This window comes from Streptococcus oralis subsp. oralis, assembly GCF_002096445.1.
In the GTDB taxonomy this organism is placed as follows: Bacteria; Bacillota; Bacilli; order Lactobacillales; family Streptococcaceae; genus Streptococcus; species Streptococcus oralis_N.
This window is the reverse complement of sequence record NZ_NCUK01000013.1, coordinates 861,297-878,169: the sequence shown is the minus strand read 5'-3', so window position 1 is coordinate 878,169 and position 16,873 is coordinate 861,297. Positions and strand designations below refer to the sequence as shown.

General features: G+C 36.3%; 15 protein-coding genes and 4 pseudogenes. 14 read left to right on the top strand and 5 right to left on the bottom strand.

Going from position 1 to position 16,873, the window contains the following annotated elements; genetic code table 11:
- Nucleotides 1–45: 45 nt before the first annotated feature.
- Nucleotides 46–510 (bottom strand): annotated as a pseudogene (gene tnpA / locus B7721_RS07645) (IS200/IS605 family transposase).
- Between the two features lie 234 nt (nt 511–744).
- On the opposite strand from tnpA, the gene pezA reads away from it, so the two are divergent.
- From pezA to B7721_RS07620, 5 genes and pseudogenes are all read left to right on the top strand, one after another.
- Nucleotides 745–1,221, top strand: a complete 477-nt coding sequence (pezA, locus tag B7721_RS07640) for a type II toxin-antitoxin system antitoxin PezA (RefSeq protein ID WP_042902582.1) — start codon at nt 745–747, stop codon at nt 1,219–1,221.
- Nucleotides 1,221–1,766, top strand: a pseudogene (locus B7721_RS07635) (zeta toxin family protein); the annotation flags it as partial. The gene pezA and the pseudogene B7721_RS07635, both read left to right, overlap by 1 nt.
- Before the next feature lie 89 nt (nt 1,767–1,855).
- A pseudogene (locus B7721_RS07630) lies at nt 1,856–2,719 on the top strand (IS982 family transposase).
- 63 nt (nt 2,720–2,782) lie between these two features.
- On the top strand, nt 2,783–3,961 hold the full coding sequence (locus B7721_RS07625; protein WP_042902198.1) for a DNA cytosine methyltransferase: 1,179 nt from the start codon (nt 2,783–2,785) through the stop codon (nt 3,959–3,961).
- Between the two features lie 2 nt (nt 3,962–3,963).
- Complete coding sequence (locus tag B7721_RS07620) at nt 3,964–5,988, top strand: ATP-binding protein (RefSeq protein ID WP_084878380.1); 2,025 nt, start codon at nt 3,964–3,966, stop codon at nt 5,986–5,988.
- Between the two features lie 80 nt (nt 5,989–6,068).
- Here B7721_RS07620 and B7721_RS10060 read toward each other — a convergent pair.
- A pseudogene (locus B7721_RS10060) lies at nt 6,069–6,191 on the bottom strand (IS982 family transposase); the annotation flags it as partial.
- Between B7721_RS10060 and B7721_RS10110 the strand changes: the two are divergent.
- A complete protein-coding gene (locus tag B7721_RS10110; RefSeq protein ID WP_158085836.1) occupies nt 6,156–6,329 on the top strand; it encodes a hypothetical protein in 174 nt (57 codons plus the stop codon). The pseudogene B7721_RS10060 and the gene B7721_RS10110 sit on opposite strands and share 36 nt — an antisense overlap.
- Before the next feature lie 3 nt (nt 6,330–6,332).
- The gene (locus tag B7721_RS07615) at nt 6,333–7,049 is read left to right on the top strand and encodes an alpha/beta hydrolase (RefSeq protein ID WP_042902200.1); all 717 of its coding nucleotides are present in this window, start codon (nt 6,333–6,335) and stop codon (nt 7,047–7,049) included.
- A 140-nt stretch (nt 7,050–7,189) separates the two neighbouring features.
- On the opposite strand, the gene B7721_RS07610 is transcribed toward B7721_RS07615, so the two are convergent.
- From B7721_RS07610 to B7721_RS10380, 3 genes are read right to left on the bottom strand one after another with little or no spacing between them, the layout of a single operon-like run.
- Nucleotides 7,190–8,005 carry a TIGR03943 family putative permease subunit gene (locus tag B7721_RS07610; RefSeq protein ID WP_049490687.1) on the bottom strand — a complete coding sequence of 272 codons (816 nt, stop codon included), beginning with the start codon at nt 8,003–8,005 and terminating at the stop codon, nt 7,190–7,192.
- Nucleotides 8,002–8,907, bottom strand: a complete 906-nt coding sequence (locus tag B7721_RS07605; protein ID WP_049490683.1) for a permease — start codon at nt 8,905–8,907, stop codon at nt 8,002–8,004. Before B7721_RS07605 ends, B7721_RS07610 begins: the two co-directional genes overlap by 4 nt.
- Nucleotides 8,908–9,039, bottom strand: a complete 132-nt coding sequence (locus tag B7721_RS10380) for an SPJ_0845 family protein (protein ID WP_000268696.1) — start codon at nt 9,037–9,039, stop codon at nt 8,908–8,910.
- A 130-nt stretch (nt 9,040–9,169) separates the two neighbouring features.
- Here B7721_RS10380 and B7721_RS07595 point away from each other — a divergent pair, with 130 nt between their 5' ends.
- The 7 genes from B7721_RS07595 to B7721_RS07565 all read left to right on the top strand — a co-directional run bounded on the left by B7721_RS07595 (nt 9,170) and on the right by B7721_RS07565 (nt 16,873).
- A complete protein-coding gene (locus B7721_RS07595; RefSeq protein WP_084878378.1) occupies nt 9,170–11,299 on the top strand; it encodes a Tex family protein in 2,130 nt (709 codons plus the stop codon).
- On the top strand, nt 11,286–11,735 hold the full coding sequence (locus B7721_RS07590) for a SprT family protein (protein ID WP_084878377.1): 450 nt from the start codon (nt 11,286–11,288) through the stop codon (nt 11,733–11,735). The genes B7721_RS07595 and B7721_RS07590 overlap by 14 nt, the downstream gene beginning before the upstream one ends.
- Before the next feature lie 59 nt (nt 11,736–11,794).
- Nucleotides 11,795–12,067, top strand: coding sequence for a PspC domain-containing protein (locus B7721_RS07585; protein WP_084878375.1), 273 nt, complete (start codon nt 11,795–11,797; stop codon nt 12,065–12,067).
- Between the two features lie 113 nt (nt 12,068–12,180).
- Entirely contained in the window at nt 12,181–13,872 is a 1,692-nt protein-coding gene (locus tag B7721_RS07580; protein WP_084878373.1) for an AI-2E family transporter, read from the top strand.
- A gap of 10 nt (nt 13,873–13,882) precedes the next feature.
- A complete protein-coding gene (locus B7721_RS07575) occupies nt 13,883–14,605 on the top strand; it encodes a hypothetical protein (protein ID WP_084878372.1) in 723 nt (240 codons plus the stop codon).
- Between the two features lie 3 nt (nt 14,606–14,608).
- On the top strand, nt 14,609–15,700 hold the full coding sequence (locus B7721_RS07570; protein ID WP_084878370.1) for an AAA family ATPase: 1,092 nt from the start codon (nt 14,609–14,611) through the stop codon (nt 15,698–15,700).
- Between the two features lie 414 nt (nt 15,701–16,114).
- A complete protein-coding gene (locus B7721_RS07565) occupies nt 16,115–16,873 on the top strand; it encodes an ABC transporter ATP-binding protein (RefSeq protein WP_000173369.1) in 759 nt (252 codons plus the stop codon).

The following is a 16,873-nucleotide window of genomic DNA, read 5'->3' as shown; positions in this document are numbered from 1 at the left end:
TTATTGCTCTTGACTCATCATTCGCCTCTCAAAGAGGCTTTAGTATTACTTACCACTATCCCTAAAGGGATCCTCATATTCTTTTACACTTAATTTATCTAGTGCTATATCATGCTTTTCCTGTTCTTAGATATATTTCTTAATTGTAGCTTCATTGAGTCCCACCGTACTTACATAATAACCTTCCGCCCAGAAATGCTGATTCTCAAACTTGTACTTGAGATTAGCGTGTTTGTCAAACATCATGAGTGAACTTTTTCATTTTAAATAACCCATGAAACTCGAAATACTTATCCTTTATGGAATACTTTCTAACAGATGTACATGGTCTGGCATTAAGTAACCCTCGATAATTTCAACTCCTTTATAACTACACAAGCGATGAAATATTTCGCCTAAACTACTTCGATATTGATTATAGATGACTTTTCGTCTATACTTAGGGGTGAACACAATGTGATACTTACAGTGCCACTTTGTGTGCGATAAACTATGAGCCTTTTGTGCCATATTTTTCTCCTTTCGCTTTACAATTGGCTTGAACACCTTTATTGTATCGCGTTCGGAGTTTTTTGGTATAACCTTCGACGCGCACCCGCATAGCGGGTGGTTTTTTTGTCTCGCACCTAACGGAGCGAGACGGACTAATAATCATATAACCTAAAAACGGATAATGCACCATATTTGGTCCGTTATCCGTTTTTTTATGGTATAATGAAAGCAAATATGAGGAGGTCTTTATCTATTATTGGAGACAATATCAAATCACTACGCCGAACACACGATTTAACACAGCCAGAATTTGCAAAAATGGTCAATATTTCACGCAATAGCTTAAGTCGTTATGAGAATGGAACTAGTAAAGTTTTAACAGAACTTATCGACCGTATTTGTCAAAAATTTAACGTCTCTTATGTTGATATTGTAGGGGAGGACAATATGTTATCACCTGTTGAAGATTACCAACTGACTTTAAAAATAGAAGTGATAAAAGAATGTGGAGCAGCCATTTTATCACAGCTTTATAGATACCAGGATAGTCAAGATATTGCTTTTGATGATGAAACAAATCCTTGGATTTTGATGAGTGATGATTTGGCTGAATTAATCAATACGAAAATATACCTTGTCGATACTTTCGATGAAATCGAGCGTTATAGTGGCTACTTAGACGGTATCGAACGGATGCTAGACATGGTGCATCATCGGGTGGTGGCTTAATGATATTGGAAGAATTTAGTGAGGCTGAGTTTCAGAAAGCTTTACAACGAACAATTTGGGTTCTAACTCGCGGAAAAACGATTCCAGATCAACCGAAAGCCATTTTACTTGGTGGACAAAGCGGAGCAGGTAATACGACTATTCATCGTATCAAGCAAAAAGAATTTCAAGGTAATATCATTATCATCGATGGTGATAGCTACCGTTCTCAACATCCCAATTACTTAGCACTGCAAGAAAAGTATGGCAAGGACAGCGTGGACTATACCAAGGGATTTGCAGGAAAAATGGTAGAGTATCTGGTCGACGAACTCAGCACGCAAGGCTACCAAGTTTCTTTAGCTATTATTGGTACTAAACCAAAACTGTCCTATCTCAGTACCTTAATTCGTTACGAGGAACTTTATGCTATCAATCCAGCTTAGTCCAGAGCAACACCTAAAGAACATCATGGTTATATTGTAGAGCACTTGGTTGATAATCTTAGGGAGTTAAAAAGAGAGCAACTCTTTGACCAGATTCAGATTTATCAAAGAGATAGAACTTACCCGTGGTGCTAGTTAATTTCAAAATACAATAAAAAGTCCAAAAGGACTATACTGTAAGTGACGAAACATACAGGAGGTTAGTCTAAATGAGCTACTTACAGTATACTGCTAAATCTTATCATTTGCAATGGAATGTTCGCCAATTATCACAAATTTGTCATTACTTTTATAAAACTTATTTCCCAGATTCCTTTAAACATCGGCGTAATGTTGGCTTAGGAAAAGTTTCAGATGAAGCGCTTCTTGTCTTGCTTTTGTTACAAGCTGAACTAGGCATAACGTCACAACGCCATTTCTACACCATCTGACATCTCTTTCCTTGTGGTCAGTTACTAGAAAGAAGTCGTTTCAATCATCGGTCTAGACGAATGATTTGGCTAGTCCAATTAATCCGAAAAGCTATGAGCGACTTGATTTCGCCTGATGAAATAGCGATTATAGATAGTTTTTCCTTACCACTTTGCCAACCAGTTCGCAATCAAAGAGTTGCCAATTTTAAAGGATTAGCCGATATTGGCTATAATGTCTCTAAACATCTTTGGTTCTACGGTTTCAAGGTTCATATGCTAGTGACCTTATCGGGTTGTATTCTGAACTGTGTTGTCACACCAGCCTCTGTCTACGAACTCAAGGTGGTTTATGAGCTATTAGAGGGATGTAAGCAATCGGTTATTCTAGGTGATCTTGGCTACTTAAGCGGTGAACTCAAAAATGACTTAAAACAGGAAGATGACCATCTATGGATACCATTTCGACAAAACATGACAGGATCCGAAGAACATAACAATTGGAAAGTAATGGCCATGAGACGAACTATTGAAACTCGTTTTTCTGAACTGTGTCGTCTCTTTGACATCGAACATACATTAGCTAGAGGGCTAGCCGGACTACAGTTACGAATTGAACAAATTATTCTGGCTCATAATTTACACTATTTTGAAATGAACTAGCACCATGGATACTTATTTGTAATGTTGTAAATCACTATATATCAACATTAAGGAAGGAAAAATATGCCTATAAAAGTTGTAGATTTATTTTCTGGAGCCGGTGGATTGACATTTGGATTTCAGAAAGCAATATATCGAAATAGATTTAGAGATGACGATAGTTTTCAGATTATTTTTGCAAATGAATTAAATTTTGAGGCTTCACAATCTTTTAAAGCTAATTTCCCTAATATTAAAATGTTTAATGACGACATTCAAACTATTGATGAAGAATTTTTAAACGATAAACAGGTGGATATCCATGACGTAGATTTAATTATAGGAGGTCCCCCATGTCAATCTTTCAGTACAGTAGGGAAGCGTCAATATGATGAACGTGCAAAAATGTATAAAGAATATAGACGTTTATTATCTATTATACGACCTAAAATGTTTATATTTGAAAATGTTTACGGGTTATTAACAATGAAAGATGACCAAAATAGACCTGTAATAGAAAATGTCATTGAAAGTTTTGAGAATTTCCGAGATTTTGAAGACAATCTTGGTTATGATATTCATACGGAGTTACTTAATGCTAAAGATTATGGTGTGCCACAGAGCAGAGAGCGGGTATTTTTAGTTGGTATCAGAAATGATTTATTGATTAAAGAAGGTTGGGAATTCCCTCACCAAAAAGTAAGTAAGCCACTATCTGTTTCTGATGCAATTAGTGACTTGCCTAAGTTAAATAATGGTGAGGAAAAATCATTTTACGATTCAAAACCCAATACTAAATATCAATATCTAATGAGGGATGGAGAGAGGAGACTTACTAATCATAAAAATGGAACTTACGGATTAAGAATGTTAGAAATTATGAAGTTAGTGAAGCAAGGTGAAGGAAAAAATCAAATCAATAAACTTGTTGATGAAGGGAAAGCTTCAAAAGAACTATACCTAACGTCAGGTTATAGAAACTCTTATGGAAGATTATGGTGGGATAAACCATCATCAACAATTACGAATAATTTATCAACTCCCTCTTCTTTAAGATGCATTCATCCTAAGCAAAATAGAGCTTTAACTTCGAGAGAAGGAGCAAGACTCCAATCATTTCCAGATAGCTTTCAATTTTATGGTTCAAAAACTCAAGTAAATATTCAAATAGGCAATGCTGTTCCTCCTCTGTTAAGTATTGTGCTAGCTGATAGTGTTAAAAGATTTTTTCTAAACAATTTTGATGAAGATAGAGGTAGATAGTTATGGTGCATAATAAAAAAAGTGATGATTTACAGTTTAGTTTTTCATACATGGCATTAGGTTTATTGGGGAAAAATCTTTATTCTAATGCATGGGCTGCACTTTCTGAGCTAGTTGCAAATAGTTTAGATGCAGGTTCTACAGAAGTTTACATAGCTATAGATATGAGAAAAAAAAATAACTCTGTGATTGAAGTTTATGATAACGGTGAAGGGATGTCTTATGATAATTTAAAAGAAAATTATATAAAAATTGGAAGAAACAGGCGCTTAAATCAGAAAAATTCAGAAAATGTTATGGGGAGAAAGGGAATAGGTAAGCTTGCAGCTTTGTACCTAAGCAATCACTATTATGTTGCTACAAAACAAAAAGGTACTGACTTATTAGTATATGAAATGGAATTCCCAAATTCAGAATTAGAAAATGATACTCAAAATCCTCAAATGTCAAGTTCTTCTTTTGATGCTTTCAATAATCGTGAATTTTTACGTTATGAGTCCGGAACTATGATAAGAATGGAAGAGGTAAATTTAACAGGATACGGAGATGCATCTATAGAAACGCTAAATTCTACACTATCTGATTATTTTACTGTTTCTAATCTAAACTCACAAAAGATATTTTTAAAAGTTGTAAAAAGTGATAATGATTTAAAAAAAGAATACACTGAAGTAATTAAAACTATCCCATTTAAAAACATGGTACGGATTACTTGCTTTGATAAAGAAACATACGATGAGTTATCAGAAAAATATTCAAATAAGAAATATCAGTTAAATTTAAAAGGCTTTGATAAAAAATTTTCGGATAATATTCAAGTCGTTTATAAAGAAGCTACAGGGACAGAATTTACATATAGGAAAGATGGTCAAGAAAAAACAAAGGTTGGTAAGATAACTGGATGGATTGGTATACACTCTACTATAAATTCGTCTGAAGCAACGGAGTTAAATGATGCTAATTTCAAGAAGAATAAGTTATATAATCCTTTGAGTCTTAGAATTTATGTTAGAAATAAATTAGCTATCTCTAATTTTTTGCCAGTAATTAATAATACGCAAGCTTTTGTAAACTATATTGAAGGTGAAATCGGTTATGACATTCTTGATGACAACAACTTTAAAGATATTGCAACGACTAGTAGACAAAGTATGGATGAAAATGATCCTCGAGTAGTGGATTTAGCAGAAAAAATGAAACAAGAATTATCAAGTTTAATTCGTACAAGAATAGAAGTTAGAAATAAAATGAATAATGAGATTCAATCTTTACAAACAGAATCTGAAAAAATTGCAAAAGAATCGACTTCTAAAAATATTGATAAAATATTTGATGATTTTAAGTCTCAAAATTTTAGTACCGATGAAATGGATCAGCTAAATCTTAATATAAAAAATAGGGTTGTACAACAACTCAAAGGAGAAAATTTTAAAAACGAGTATACTATTTTCTTTTCCCATTCACGAAGAAATAAGAATGTATTAGACTTTTTCTATTATTTATTAAAAAAGATTGGTGTTACTTCAGACGAGATTTTCTATACAAGTAAAGAGGATGCACCTCAAATTGATATTAAGCAAAACTTAGGTGAAATTTCTAAAGAAAATATTGTCAATAAAAATACATTATTATTCTTTTATGTTACGAAGGATTTTAAAGACTCAGATTATTGTATGTTTGAAGGAGGTGCTGCTTGGGCAACGCGAGGTTCAGAAGATTATCTAATCAATTTTGATGAATTTGGTCTGATTCCTGATTATCTTAATCAAAAAGGTGAATTTCTATTAAACCTTACTCAAAATTCTGATTTGTCTAAAGGAGATTTTTATAATCAGTTGATAAATACACTGAATAAGTTAATTGAGCATATTAATATTGGACGAAAAATGAAAGCTGCTGAGGAAGTACCATTATTTAATAACATTGAATTTCCTGACAAAGTGGAATTAAGTCAAGGAAAAACTCCGAAGCTTAATAAAGATATTGAAGACTATTGGAATACTTATATTTTAGAAAATAATGAGTAATTTCAATGTGCGAATAGGGAGAGAGTTGCCTCTTAAGTTTTATAAAAAATAGGTGATAAATATGATATCTATCCATGGTGCTAGTTCATTTCAAAATAGTGTAAATTATGAGCCAGAATAATTTGTTCAATTCGTAACTGTAGTCCGGCTAGCCCTCTAGCTAATGTATGTTCGATGTCAAAGAGACGACATGTACGATTAAACGTATTTCAATTGAACATCCTGAACTTTACGCTGCAGCTCAAACAAGTGGTGAAATTCCAGAAAAAGAACGCGAAGAATTGCGTCAGATTATCACAACTATCTTTGAACAAAAGATGAATAAGCATAGTATTAAGTAGAGAATGAAAAAATATTTTATTGGCGGTCTGGGAAGCAATGTCTATCATAGCAAGGATTTTCTTCAAGAACTAGATTCGAAGGTTTATTTTTTAAATCCATATGAAAAGCATCTTCGAGATGAAACAGAATTGAAATCATGGTTTAAAAATGAGATTGTAGAGGAAGAATCTATATGTCTGATAGGTCATTCTCTTGGAGGAGATTTGGCGCGTTATCTTGCATCGGAATTTCAAGAAGTGAAAAAACTGATTCTTTTGGATGGTGGCTATCTAGATTTAGATAAGATTTTACCTTTAGATACAGAGTTAGAGGAAGCTAAAAACTATATCGAATCTCAAGTCGTTTCAGACTTAGCTCTTCTTATTTCTAAAGAGAAATCTGAAGCAAAGTATTGGTCAGAAAATATGGAGGAAGCTGTAAGACAGTCTTATCACTGGAATGCGGAGTATAATAGATATGAGTTAGCTATAAATTATGAAAATATAGAAGTGATTCTCCGCCTACGAAGAAAAATCCAAGCTTTTAAGAGAGAAGTGGGAGATACTTTGTTTATCAGTCCTCGCTATCCTAATGAAGCTACATGGAGAGAGGAACCCCTGAAAGAATTGCCAGACTATTTTGATACTATTTTTCTAGAAAACTTTGGCCATGAGCTTTATACTGAAGCACCCAGAGAAATCGCTAGTCTGATTAATGAGTGGCTCTCTTATTCTCAATGAGCTACTTGTATTACTTAAAATGTTATAAGATTTAAATCTAAAAATCATTAATACTCAGATAACAAAAAACGAACAGGCTCTTTTTCTGTCATTCAGAAGAGAACTTGTTCATTTTGTTTTTTATAGATTTAGTTTGCTTTTTAAAACACGCGATAGACATAAGGATTTTCTGGTTTGTCTACTTTTGTGAAACTCTCAACCTCCAGTGTTGGGAGTTTTTGTTTGAGTTCTTTATGGTAGTGGAGAGTCAGGGTTCCTCTGGCGGTAATCCAGGTATTGTCAGGATACTGGCGTGAGTTCCCCTTGGTCAAGAGTCCATATACACCAGAGTCTGCGATACAGTGGATAATCCCAAAGCGGAAGAGGAACTGGCTATCTGGATGGCTAGGATCGTTATAAACAAAGCCTGTAAACTCGATTTTCTTTCCTTCAAACTCTTGAGGGTAGTCATAGAGAACTTCCATGAACTCCATATAGTTTTCATCAGTGACTTGAATGGCTGGCTGGGAGATGTATTTGTCAGCTGTAGTCCTCATTTCCTTTTCATAAGCAGACTTGGAAAAATAGGTACTGGTATCGGGTTTGAGGTATTGACTGGATGTTCCTTCGCTTGCCTGAATGGCTGTGTTGTTTCCCTCAGCAAGTGGGAAATGATAGCCTTTGGCAGATACGGTTCTCGAGTCCAAACTTACTGTCGGAAAGGCAACTCCAATCAAGAGAGGTAGTGACAGTAACAGGATGCTGATTTGTCTAGCTCGACGACTTTCCATATGGCTGTGAGAGTTGATTTTCTTAATCCAGATGTAGAATTGGACCAGAGCCAACAGAAGGGAAAGGATCATGGAGATATAGACTAGATAGGAATAGTGGAGGTTGATGTAGTGACTGAGCTTTCCAGATAGCTTGAGGTAAAGGGTCAGAGAAAAATAGCCCAGTAGAATGAAAAATCGAATCATAGCATCACCCCTATCATGTAAGAATAAAGCAAGACAAGCAGAGCCACGATGCCCATGAATTGCCAGATGAAGTTGGTCTTGAGATAGTGTTTCATCATGAGGAGATTTTTGATATCAAGCATGGGGCCAATGACTAGAAAAGCAAGGACTGGTGCTAGGCCAAAGCTCGAGAGGAGAGAAGCACCGATAAAGGCGTCCGCCTCGCTACAAAGAGAGAGGAGAAAGGCAAGAAACATGAGCAAGAGAATCGCAAGGAATGGACTAGCGCTGATAGAGGTCAAGATCCGAGTCGGGACATAGACCTGCACGATAGCCGCAAAGAGACAGCCAAAGACCAAGTAACGCCCCATATCGAAAAACTCATCAATAGCTTGTATGAAGACCTGAAATACTTTTCTAGCGGGACCCAAGTGTGAAAAGTCATGTTCATGGCAAGCGATAGGATTCTCTTTTTGAATGGGTTCCTTCCAGAAAAATCCTAGGAAAATCCCAAGAACCAAAGCAATCATAATAGCTCCCAGCGCTCGCAAGAAGGCAAGTTTTATTGAATTGCCAAAGGCAGAATATGTAGCGAAAAGAACGATAGGATTGATAATTGGAGCAGTCACCATAAAAGGAACGGCCGTGTAGCTGGGCACTTTCTTTTCCAAAAAACGATTGATAATTGGAACGATTCCACACTCACAGGATGGAAAGAGAAAGCCAATGAAGGTACCAAAAAAGATCCTCCCCCAACGATTGCGAGGAAGAAACTCATAAACTTTATCAGGAGTGATATAGACCTCAATCAATCCCGAAATGAGACTCCCAATCAAGACAAAAGGAAGGGCTTCAATCATGATGGAGAGAAAAATAGCCCCCGCTTGTAATACGCTAGGAGGAAGAGATTGGAAAATAGTCATCTATTTTTTCTTCTCAACTTTTTCTTTTTTGTCTTTGTCATCTGGGAAAGTGACCTGTGTTAAGTCAGGAAGTTTGGCGAATTCTTCAAACATCTTGTCCAAATCATCCGTTTTTGTAAATTTAACAGCCATGGGCCCACCTCTTTTCTACATACTACCTCTATTATACTATTATTTTCTGGAAAAGGGATTATTTTGATAATCAAAGAGGTAAAAACAGGTAAGGTGAAACAAGCCTTGTCCCTTATGGTATAATAGGTTTATGGATAAAAAATATGAAAAAATCTCCCAGGATTTGGGTGTAACCTTAAAGCAAATCGATACTGTTCTAAGTTTAACGGCTGAAGGGGCGACGATTCCCTTTATCGCGCGTTATCGAAAGGACATGACTGGTAGTTTGGATGAGGTGGCGATTAAGGCCATTATCGACTTGGATAAAAGTCTGACAAATCTCAACGACCGTAAGGAAGCTGTCTTGGCTAAGATTCAAGAACAAGGCAAGCTGACCAAGGAATTGGAAGCCGCTATTTTGGCAGCTGAGAAATTAGCAGACGTAGAAGAACTCTATCTTCCTTATAAGGAAAAACGTCGGACCAAGGCAACCATTGCCCGTGAAGCTGGACTCTTTCCTCTCGCCCGCTTGATTTTGCAAAATGTAGATGGCTTAGAGAAAGAAGCTGAGAAGTTTGTCTGTGAAGGATTTGCGACTGGTCAAGAAGCCTTGGCAGGTGCGGTTGATATCTTGGTAGAAGCCCTATCCGAAGATGTGACTTTGCGTTCACTGACCTATCAGGAAGTGTTGAGACACTCTAAAATCACTTCACAAGTCAAGGATGAAAATCTTGATGAAAAGCAAGTTTTCCAGATTTATTATGATTTTTCAGAGACAGTTTGCAACATGCAGGGTTATCGTACCTTGGCCCTCAATCGTGGGGAAAAATTAGGTATTTTGAAAGTTGGCTTTGAACATGCGACGGATCGTATCCTAGCTTTCTTTGCTGCTCGTTTCAAGGTGAAAAATGCCTATATTGATGAAGTTGTTCAACAGTCAGTTAAGAAAAAGGTCTTGCCTGCTATCGAACGGCGCATTCGGACAGAATTGACTGAGAAAGCAGAAGAAGGAGCTATCCAACTCTTTTCTGACAACCTTCGCAATCTCCTCTTGGTTGCTCCGCTGAAAGGGCGCGTGGTTTTAGGATTTGACCCTGCCTTTCGTACAGGTGCCAAGCTTGCTGTTGTTGATGCAACAGGGAAAATGCTGACGACCCAGGTCATTTATCCTGTTAAACCAGCCTCAGCTCGTCAAATCGAAGAAGCCAAGAAAGACTTAGCCGACCTGATTGGTCAATACGGTGTGGAAATCATTGCTATCGGAAACGGAACGGCTAGCCGTGAAAGTGAAGCCTTTGTAGCGGAAGTTCTGAAAGATTTTCCAGAAGTCAGCTATGTCATCGTCAATGAAAGTGGCGCTTCGGTCTACTCTGCCAGTGAACTTGCTCGTCAGGAATTTCCAGAATTAACCGTTGAAAAACGATCGGCTATCTCGATCGCTCGTCGTTTGCAAGATCCGCTTGCTGAATTGGTCAAAATCGATCCCAAGTCAATCGGTGTCGGGCAATACCAGCACGATGTCAGTCAGAAGAAACTGTCTGAAAGTCTGGACTTTGTCGTGGATACCGTGGTGAACCAAGTCGGTGTCAATGTCAATACAGCCAGCCCAGCACTTCTTTCCCACGTAGCTGGACTCAATAAAACCATTTCTGAAAATATCGTCAAATACCGTGAGGAAGAAGGAAAAATCACTTCACGCGATCAGATTAAGAAGGTTCCTCGTCTGGGTGCCAAAGCCTTTGAGCAGGCTGCTGGTTTCCTCCGTATTCCTGAAAGTAGCAATATCCTAGATAATACTGGAGTTCACCCAGAAAACTATGCTGCGGTTAAGGAACTCTTCAAACGCTTGGATATCAAGGACTTGAATGAAGAAGCACAAAATAAGCTTAAGTCTCTTTCTATCAAGGAAATGGCGCAAGAACTAGAACTTGGTCCAGAAACCCTTAAAGATATCATTGCTGACCTTCTCAAACCAGGTCGAGATTTCCGTGACTCATTTGATGCACCTGTGCTTCGTCAAGATGTCTTGGATATCAAGGATGTAAAAGTCGGCCAGAAACTGGAAGGTGTGGTGCGGAATGTCGTCGACTTCGGTGCTTTCGTTGATATCGGAATTCATGAGGACGGTTTGATTCATATTTCCCATATGAGTCGTAAATTTATCAAACATCCCAGCCAAGTGGTGTCAGTCGGAGATTTGGTAACGGTTTGGGTTAAGAAAATCGATACCGAACGTGAAAAAGTCAATCTGTCGCTCCTTGCTCCAGATGAATCTAACTGAGTATGTTCAGTCTGTTTCACTCGAAGACTTTGGTAGACCTTTTACCCACCAAGCCCAGTGGAATTCTCGTCTGCGAACGACAGGTGGACGATTTTTCCCTAAGGATGGGAATTTGGACTTTAATCCCAAGGTTTATCAGGAACTAGGTTTGGAAGTCTTTCGCAAAATCGTGCGCCATGAACTCTGTCACTATCACCTTTATTTTCAGAAAAAGGGTTATCGTCATAAGGACCGAGATTTTAAGGAACTTTTGAAAGAAGTGGATGGACTGCGCTATGTACCACCCTTGAAAACACAAACTCAAAGCGCCTACCTAGTCTATCAGTGCCAATCTTGCCAGCAAACTTATCAGCGTAAGAGAAGAATCGATACCAAACGCTACCGCTGTGGCGTCTGCCGTGGCAAACTCTTCATCTTAAATCGGCCTAAGGACTGATGTTTGTGAACCTGTTTCATGCTATACTACTTGTAAGAATACCGAAAGAGGAAACAATCATGAATACAAAATTTTATAAAATGAAACGAAATAGTATGGTGTCGGGAGTTTTAGCTGGTCTATCAGACAAGTGGAATTTTGATGTAACTCTAGTCCGCTTTCTCTTTGCCATTTTTACCATATCAAATTTTGGGATTGGCGTGATTATTTACATCATCCTAGCCTCTATCCTGCCAACTAAGGAAGAAATCGAAGCAGAAATGTATGGAACAGGACCACGCAAACGCAAGGAAGCCGAAGCCATTGATGACAATGATGGCTGGTTTTGGTGATAATAATAGAAGCAGGAACTTCGTCCGATTGGACGAGGTTTTTTTAAACTTGTCAAATCAAATCTTGAAATGGTATAATAAATCAGTGAATACAATAATTTAGAGAGATTAATATGGCTAACGAAAATAAAACGTTTGAATTACAAAGTTCTGAAATTGACTTTGACTATGAACAATTACTTGAATTAGAAAGTTCTTTAGAAAATAACCTTAAGGATGTTGTTGAACATATAGATCAACTTGATATAGACAGAGAGAAATTACAAAATAATGAATACCTTCAAGAATCTATTGAAAATATAGTTTGGGAGCAAGTACAACTTCAACTTGCTGCCCAAATTGGTGAAGAGTTTATTAAAGAGAACAAAGGCCAAACCCTAGATTTACGAAAAGAAGCACATATCCAAACTGCTGAAAATTTTGAAAAAGGAAAATTTATTACTCATAACTCGGATAGAAGTATATATGAGGACAGATATACAGAATGGCAAAAAAAGTTTGAAAGAGATGAATTAGGAAATATTAAAACACACTCAACTCGATCAGGTAAAATGGTGAATACCATAAAAAAAGATGCGAGAAAATTTTTAGATGAAAATAGACCAAGAGGTTCAAAAGAAAAAGGTACTCAAATGGATCACACAGTCTCTGCTGGAGAGATTATACGTGATCCAAAAGCCAATGCCTTTATGGATAAAGAACAACAATATGCTTTCGCAAATAGCAAAGCTAATCTTAACGAAATAAGGAGTGAAATTAATCAAGCGAAGGGTGATCAATCTACAACTGAATTATTAGATAATCCAAATTCTAAAGGGCAATATGCTAAAGAAGTCCATAATATTAGTTCAAAAGAAGAGAAACAGTTAAGAGAGAAAGATAAAGAGGCACGCGAGGAATACGATAGAGTAAGAGATGAAGCTGAGAAGCGAGCTATAAAATCTGGTAAAAAATCACGACGTGACGAGGCTTTAAAAGTTTCAGGAAAAGCTTTGAAAGCAGCTCTTTTACAGTTACTATCAGAATTTTTGCGAGAGTTAATTTCAAAATTTATCTCTTGGCTTAAAGAGACAGAGAGAAACTTATCAACTTTTATTGAAAAGATAAAAGAGGCCATCATTTCATTTGTAAACAACTTATCAAACCACTTATTAAACGTTGGGAAATCAGTGGTTACGATGATAGCTTCTGCGATAGTTGGACCTGTAATTAACACTTTTCTTAAAGCCTGGACATTTATTCACCAAGGTTGGAAGTCATTAAAAGAAGCGATTGATTATCTAAACAATCCAGATAACAAAGAAAAAAGTGTTCAGATAATGATGCTAGAGATCGGTAAAATTGTTGTTACTGGTTTATCGGCTACTGGTGCAATTGTAGTTGGGGAAGCATTAGGAGCATCCCTAACAGCTAGTTTTCCAGTTTTGGCTATTTCTATACCACTTTTAGGAACAATCGGCAGTATTATAGGAACATTTATGGGAGCGACCTTATCTGGAATTATTGGCGCTTTTGTATTAAAAATGATTGATCAGCAAATTGTCAATAAACAGATTTCTGAACTCAGTTCTAAAAAAATTGATCAAAATAATGAAATGTTAGTAATTCAAGATCAATTATTAGATGTAAAGAGCACAAAACTACAAGTCGAAAAAGATTCTATTGTTAATACTATTAAGGAAAGACATGATATGGCTGCGACCATGATGAAAGAAAAGCTATCAGATATTTTTGAAGAATCTACAAGAGACGATAAAAGTGACTTTGATGAGATTGATAGTTTATTACAAGAATTATTAGATTAGGGAGATAAATATGGAACAAGAAGTAATAGAGCAAGAACAAGAAAATTTTGAAATAAATATTAGTGCATATGACTTCAACGAAGCTAAAGAGCACCTGAAAGAATTTGCTGAACAGAGTCGTGATGAGTTAAATTTTGATAAAGTTAGAACTCACGATAATTTCTTGGGTTTTGACCTTACTGAACATGCGGTTACTGGTAAAGAGTTTAATACTTTAGTTGAACAAACTCAAAATTATATTTCAAAATTTTACGAAAAACAGCAAGAAGTTATTGAACAGTTTAGTCAAGTATATAAGGCTTTAGAGGGTCTAGATAAAGGTTATATTCAAGCAATTATTTGTAATGTAGCTGCAATCGAGCTTAACAATAAGAAAATTTTAAAAGAGCAAGCACGTATTGATAAAACGATTGAGAAACAGACTTCTACACTCTTAGCACTTAAGCAATTTAAAGAAAAATTCAATGAAAACAATCATAAAGAAGCCATTGAGGAACATGAGAATCGTCTTTCTAGATTAGACGATAGAATTGTAAGCTTAGAGGATACAGTAAGCGTGCTTCCTTTGGAGCCTGTCTCGCATACTTCTGAAATTGAAGAACTCAGAAAAGAATTGAATGAAAGTAAACAACAAATTCAATTTATTTCAAATCGTCTTCTTACACTCTTTATTGTATCAGGAGTATCTATTGGAATGTTAATAATCACTTTAGTGTTTATGTTTTTGAGGTAAATTATGACTGTATCTCGTGACAAGCTAATTGAGAGCGCCAAAAAATTGGATCGACAACTGGGTAATGAGTCGACTTTTTTCACAAAAGTGAATGAGATTATAATTGATCATTCAGACACAAATAAAGTAGCAGATTTATATAAATCTATATATTTATTTCAAAAAGAGAATAAAATAAGCAAGATAAGTCAAACGCTAAAAGAATTATCTGATAACTTAGCTTGTTATTTAGGTTACTCTTATCTTTTTGAAATACTAGGGAAGGAGTTAGGAAAACGTAACAACTCTTCTCTGGATGAATTGATGAAGGAATTAAATCAATTAGTTGGTTTACAAAAAGTTAAAGAGGAAGTTTCGAGGTTAGTTATATATCAAAAGGTTCAGTCCAAAAGAAAAGAGTCTGGGCTAAAAGTACCAAAGAGAACTTTACATATGGCATTTATGGGCAATCCTGGTACTGGGAAGACGACAGTAGCTAGAATTGTAGGTCGAATGTATTATCAGTTAGGCCTTCTTTCAAAGGGGCATTTTACTGAAGTCTCTAGAACGGATTTAATTGCTGGTTACCAAGGTCAAACCGCTTTGAAAGTAAAAAATGTTATCGAAAAAGCAAAAGGTGGCGTTTTATTCATAGATGAAGCTTATAGTATTACAGAAAATGACAATACTGATTCATATGGACGAGAATGTTTAACAGAATTAACAAAGGCTCTAGAGGATTCAAGAGATGATCTAATTGTTATTGTTGCAGGATATACTGATCCAATGAATCATTTTTTTGAATCAAATCCTGGTTTGAAATCTCGCTTTAATTATTTTATTAATTTTGAAAATTATTCTTCTATGGAATTGTTAGATATTCTTGAAACTTTAGCAAGAAAAGACGACTACCAGATTGAGGACAAGTTGAAAAAAATATTATTAAATTATTTTAATGAAAAGTTAGAAAGTAATCTCACCAATTTTTCTAACGGTCGTTTCGTTCGAAATCTTTATGAAGATTTAATAATGAATCAAGCTGTTCGAATAGATAAAAGTGAGAGTGTATCTTCAAAAGATTTAACTTTGTTGATAAAAGACGATTTTTCTTTTTGAATAAAACAGTTCTGGTAACATAGAAGTATAATTAAATGAAAGAATATATTATCAAATCGTAGCTAAATTTCTTACTGATTGATGCAGACTGAATATCGAATCTTAACCCTTGCATCCGCAAGGGTTTTCTTCTTGCCTTTCTTTTATGGTAAAATATTGATAGCAAAATTACTTGATTTTCTTCAATCTTACAAAAATGTAAGATTAAAGTCTCTTTTGTAAGGTTAGGTTATGGCAGGCCACCTTTTTTTGCGATAAACTAGACTCATAAAGAACAAAGGAGTAAAACCATGAAAAGAATTTTACAAAAGAAAACAAGAAAACCAAGTCAAAAAGATATCGAGCGTGTTCAACTAGGATGCGCTATGATGCAAGCACAATTTCAATTGATGGGATATTAAGAAGGAGAAAATCATGACACTTTTAGATGTAAAACACGTTCAAAAAATCTATAAAACACGTTTCCAAGGCAACCAAGTAGAAGCCCTCAAAGACATTCACTTTACTGTGGAAAAGGGTGACTACGTTGCTATCATGGGAGAATCTGGTTCAGGAAAGTCAACCCTGCTCAACATCCTAGCTATGCTGGATAAACCGACTCGCGGGCAGGTTTACTTAAACGGAACAGACACAGCCACTATTAAAAATTCACAGGCTTCGAGTTTCCGTCGTGAGAAGTTGGGATTTGTCTTCCAAGACTTTAACTTGCTAGATACCCTGTCTGTTAAGGACAATATCTTACTTCCGTTAGTTCTATCACGAAAACCTATCACGGAGATGATGAAGAAATTGGTAGTGACAGCTGAAAATTTGGGCATCAACCAATTGCAAGAGAAGTACCCTTACGAGATCTCAGGTGGTCAAAAGCAGCGGGTAGCAGTAGCACGCGCTATTATCACCGAACCTGAAATTCTCCTTGCGGACGAACCAACAGGAGCTCTTGACTCCAAGTCATCTGCAGCCTTACTCGATGTATTTGATGAAATCAATGAACGCGGTCAAACCATTCTCATGGTAACCCACTCAACGGCAGCAGCCAGCAGGGCCAAGCGCGTTCTCTTTATCAAAGACGGCATTCTTTACAACCAAATCTACCGTGGAGACAAGACAGAGCGTCAGATGTTCCAAGAAATCTCTGATACTTTGACAGTCATGGCAAGCGAGGTGAATTAG

Coding starts and splice junctions, on each gene's coding strand:
- B7721_RS07605 (WP_049490683.1), bottom strand. CDS start 8,907: ATGACTATTTTCCAATCTCTTCCTCCTAGCGTATTACAAGCGGGGGCT.
- B7721_RS07580 (WP_084878373.1), top strand. CDS start 12,181: ATGGCTAACGAAAATAAAACGTTTGAATTACAAAGTTCTGAAATTGAC.
- B7721_RS07590 (WP_084878377.1), top strand. CDS start 11,286: ATGAATCTAACTGAGTATGTTCAGTCTGTTTCACTCGAAGACTTTGGT.
- B7721_RS07625 (WP_042902198.1), top strand. CDS start 2,783: ATGCCTATAAAAGTTGTAGATTTATTTTCTGGAGCCGGTGGATTGACA.
- B7721_RS07570 (WP_084878370.1), top strand. CDS start 14,609: ATGACTGTATCTCGTGACAAGCTAATTGAGAGCGCCAAAAAATTGGAT.
- B7721_RS07610 (WP_049490687.1), bottom strand. CDS start 8,005: ATGATTCGATTTTTCATTCTACTGGGCTATTTTTCTCTGACCCTTTAC.
- B7721_RS07595 (WP_084878378.1), top strand. CDS start 9,170: ATGGATAAAAAATATGAAAAAATCTCCCAGGATTTGGGTGTAACCTTA.
- B7721_RS07585 (WP_084878375.1), top strand. CDS start 11,795: ATGAATACAAAATTTTATAAAATGAAACGAAATAGTATGGTGTCGGGA.
- B7721_RS10110 (WP_158085836.1), top strand. CDS start 6,156: ATGTTCGATGTCAAAGAGACGACATGTACGATTAAACGTATTTCAATT.
- B7721_RS07575 (WP_084878372.1), top strand. CDS start 13,883: ATGGAACAAGAAGTAATAGAGCAAGAACAAGAAAATTTTGAAATAAAT.
- B7721_RS07620 (WP_084878380.1), top strand. CDS start 3,964: ATGGTGCATAATAAAAAAAGTGATGATTTACAGTTTAGTTTTTCATAC.
- B7721_RS07615 (WP_042902200.1), top strand. CDS start 6,333: ATGAAAAAATATTTTATTGGCGGTCTGGGAAGCAATGTCTATCATAGC.
- B7721_RS07565 (WP_000173369.1), top strand. CDS start 16,115: ATGACACTTTTAGATGTAAAACACGTTCAAAAAATCTATAAAACACGT.
- B7721_RS10380 (WP_000268696.1), bottom strand. CDS start 9,039: ATGGCTGTTAAATTTACAAAAACGGATGATTTGGACAAGATGTTTGAA.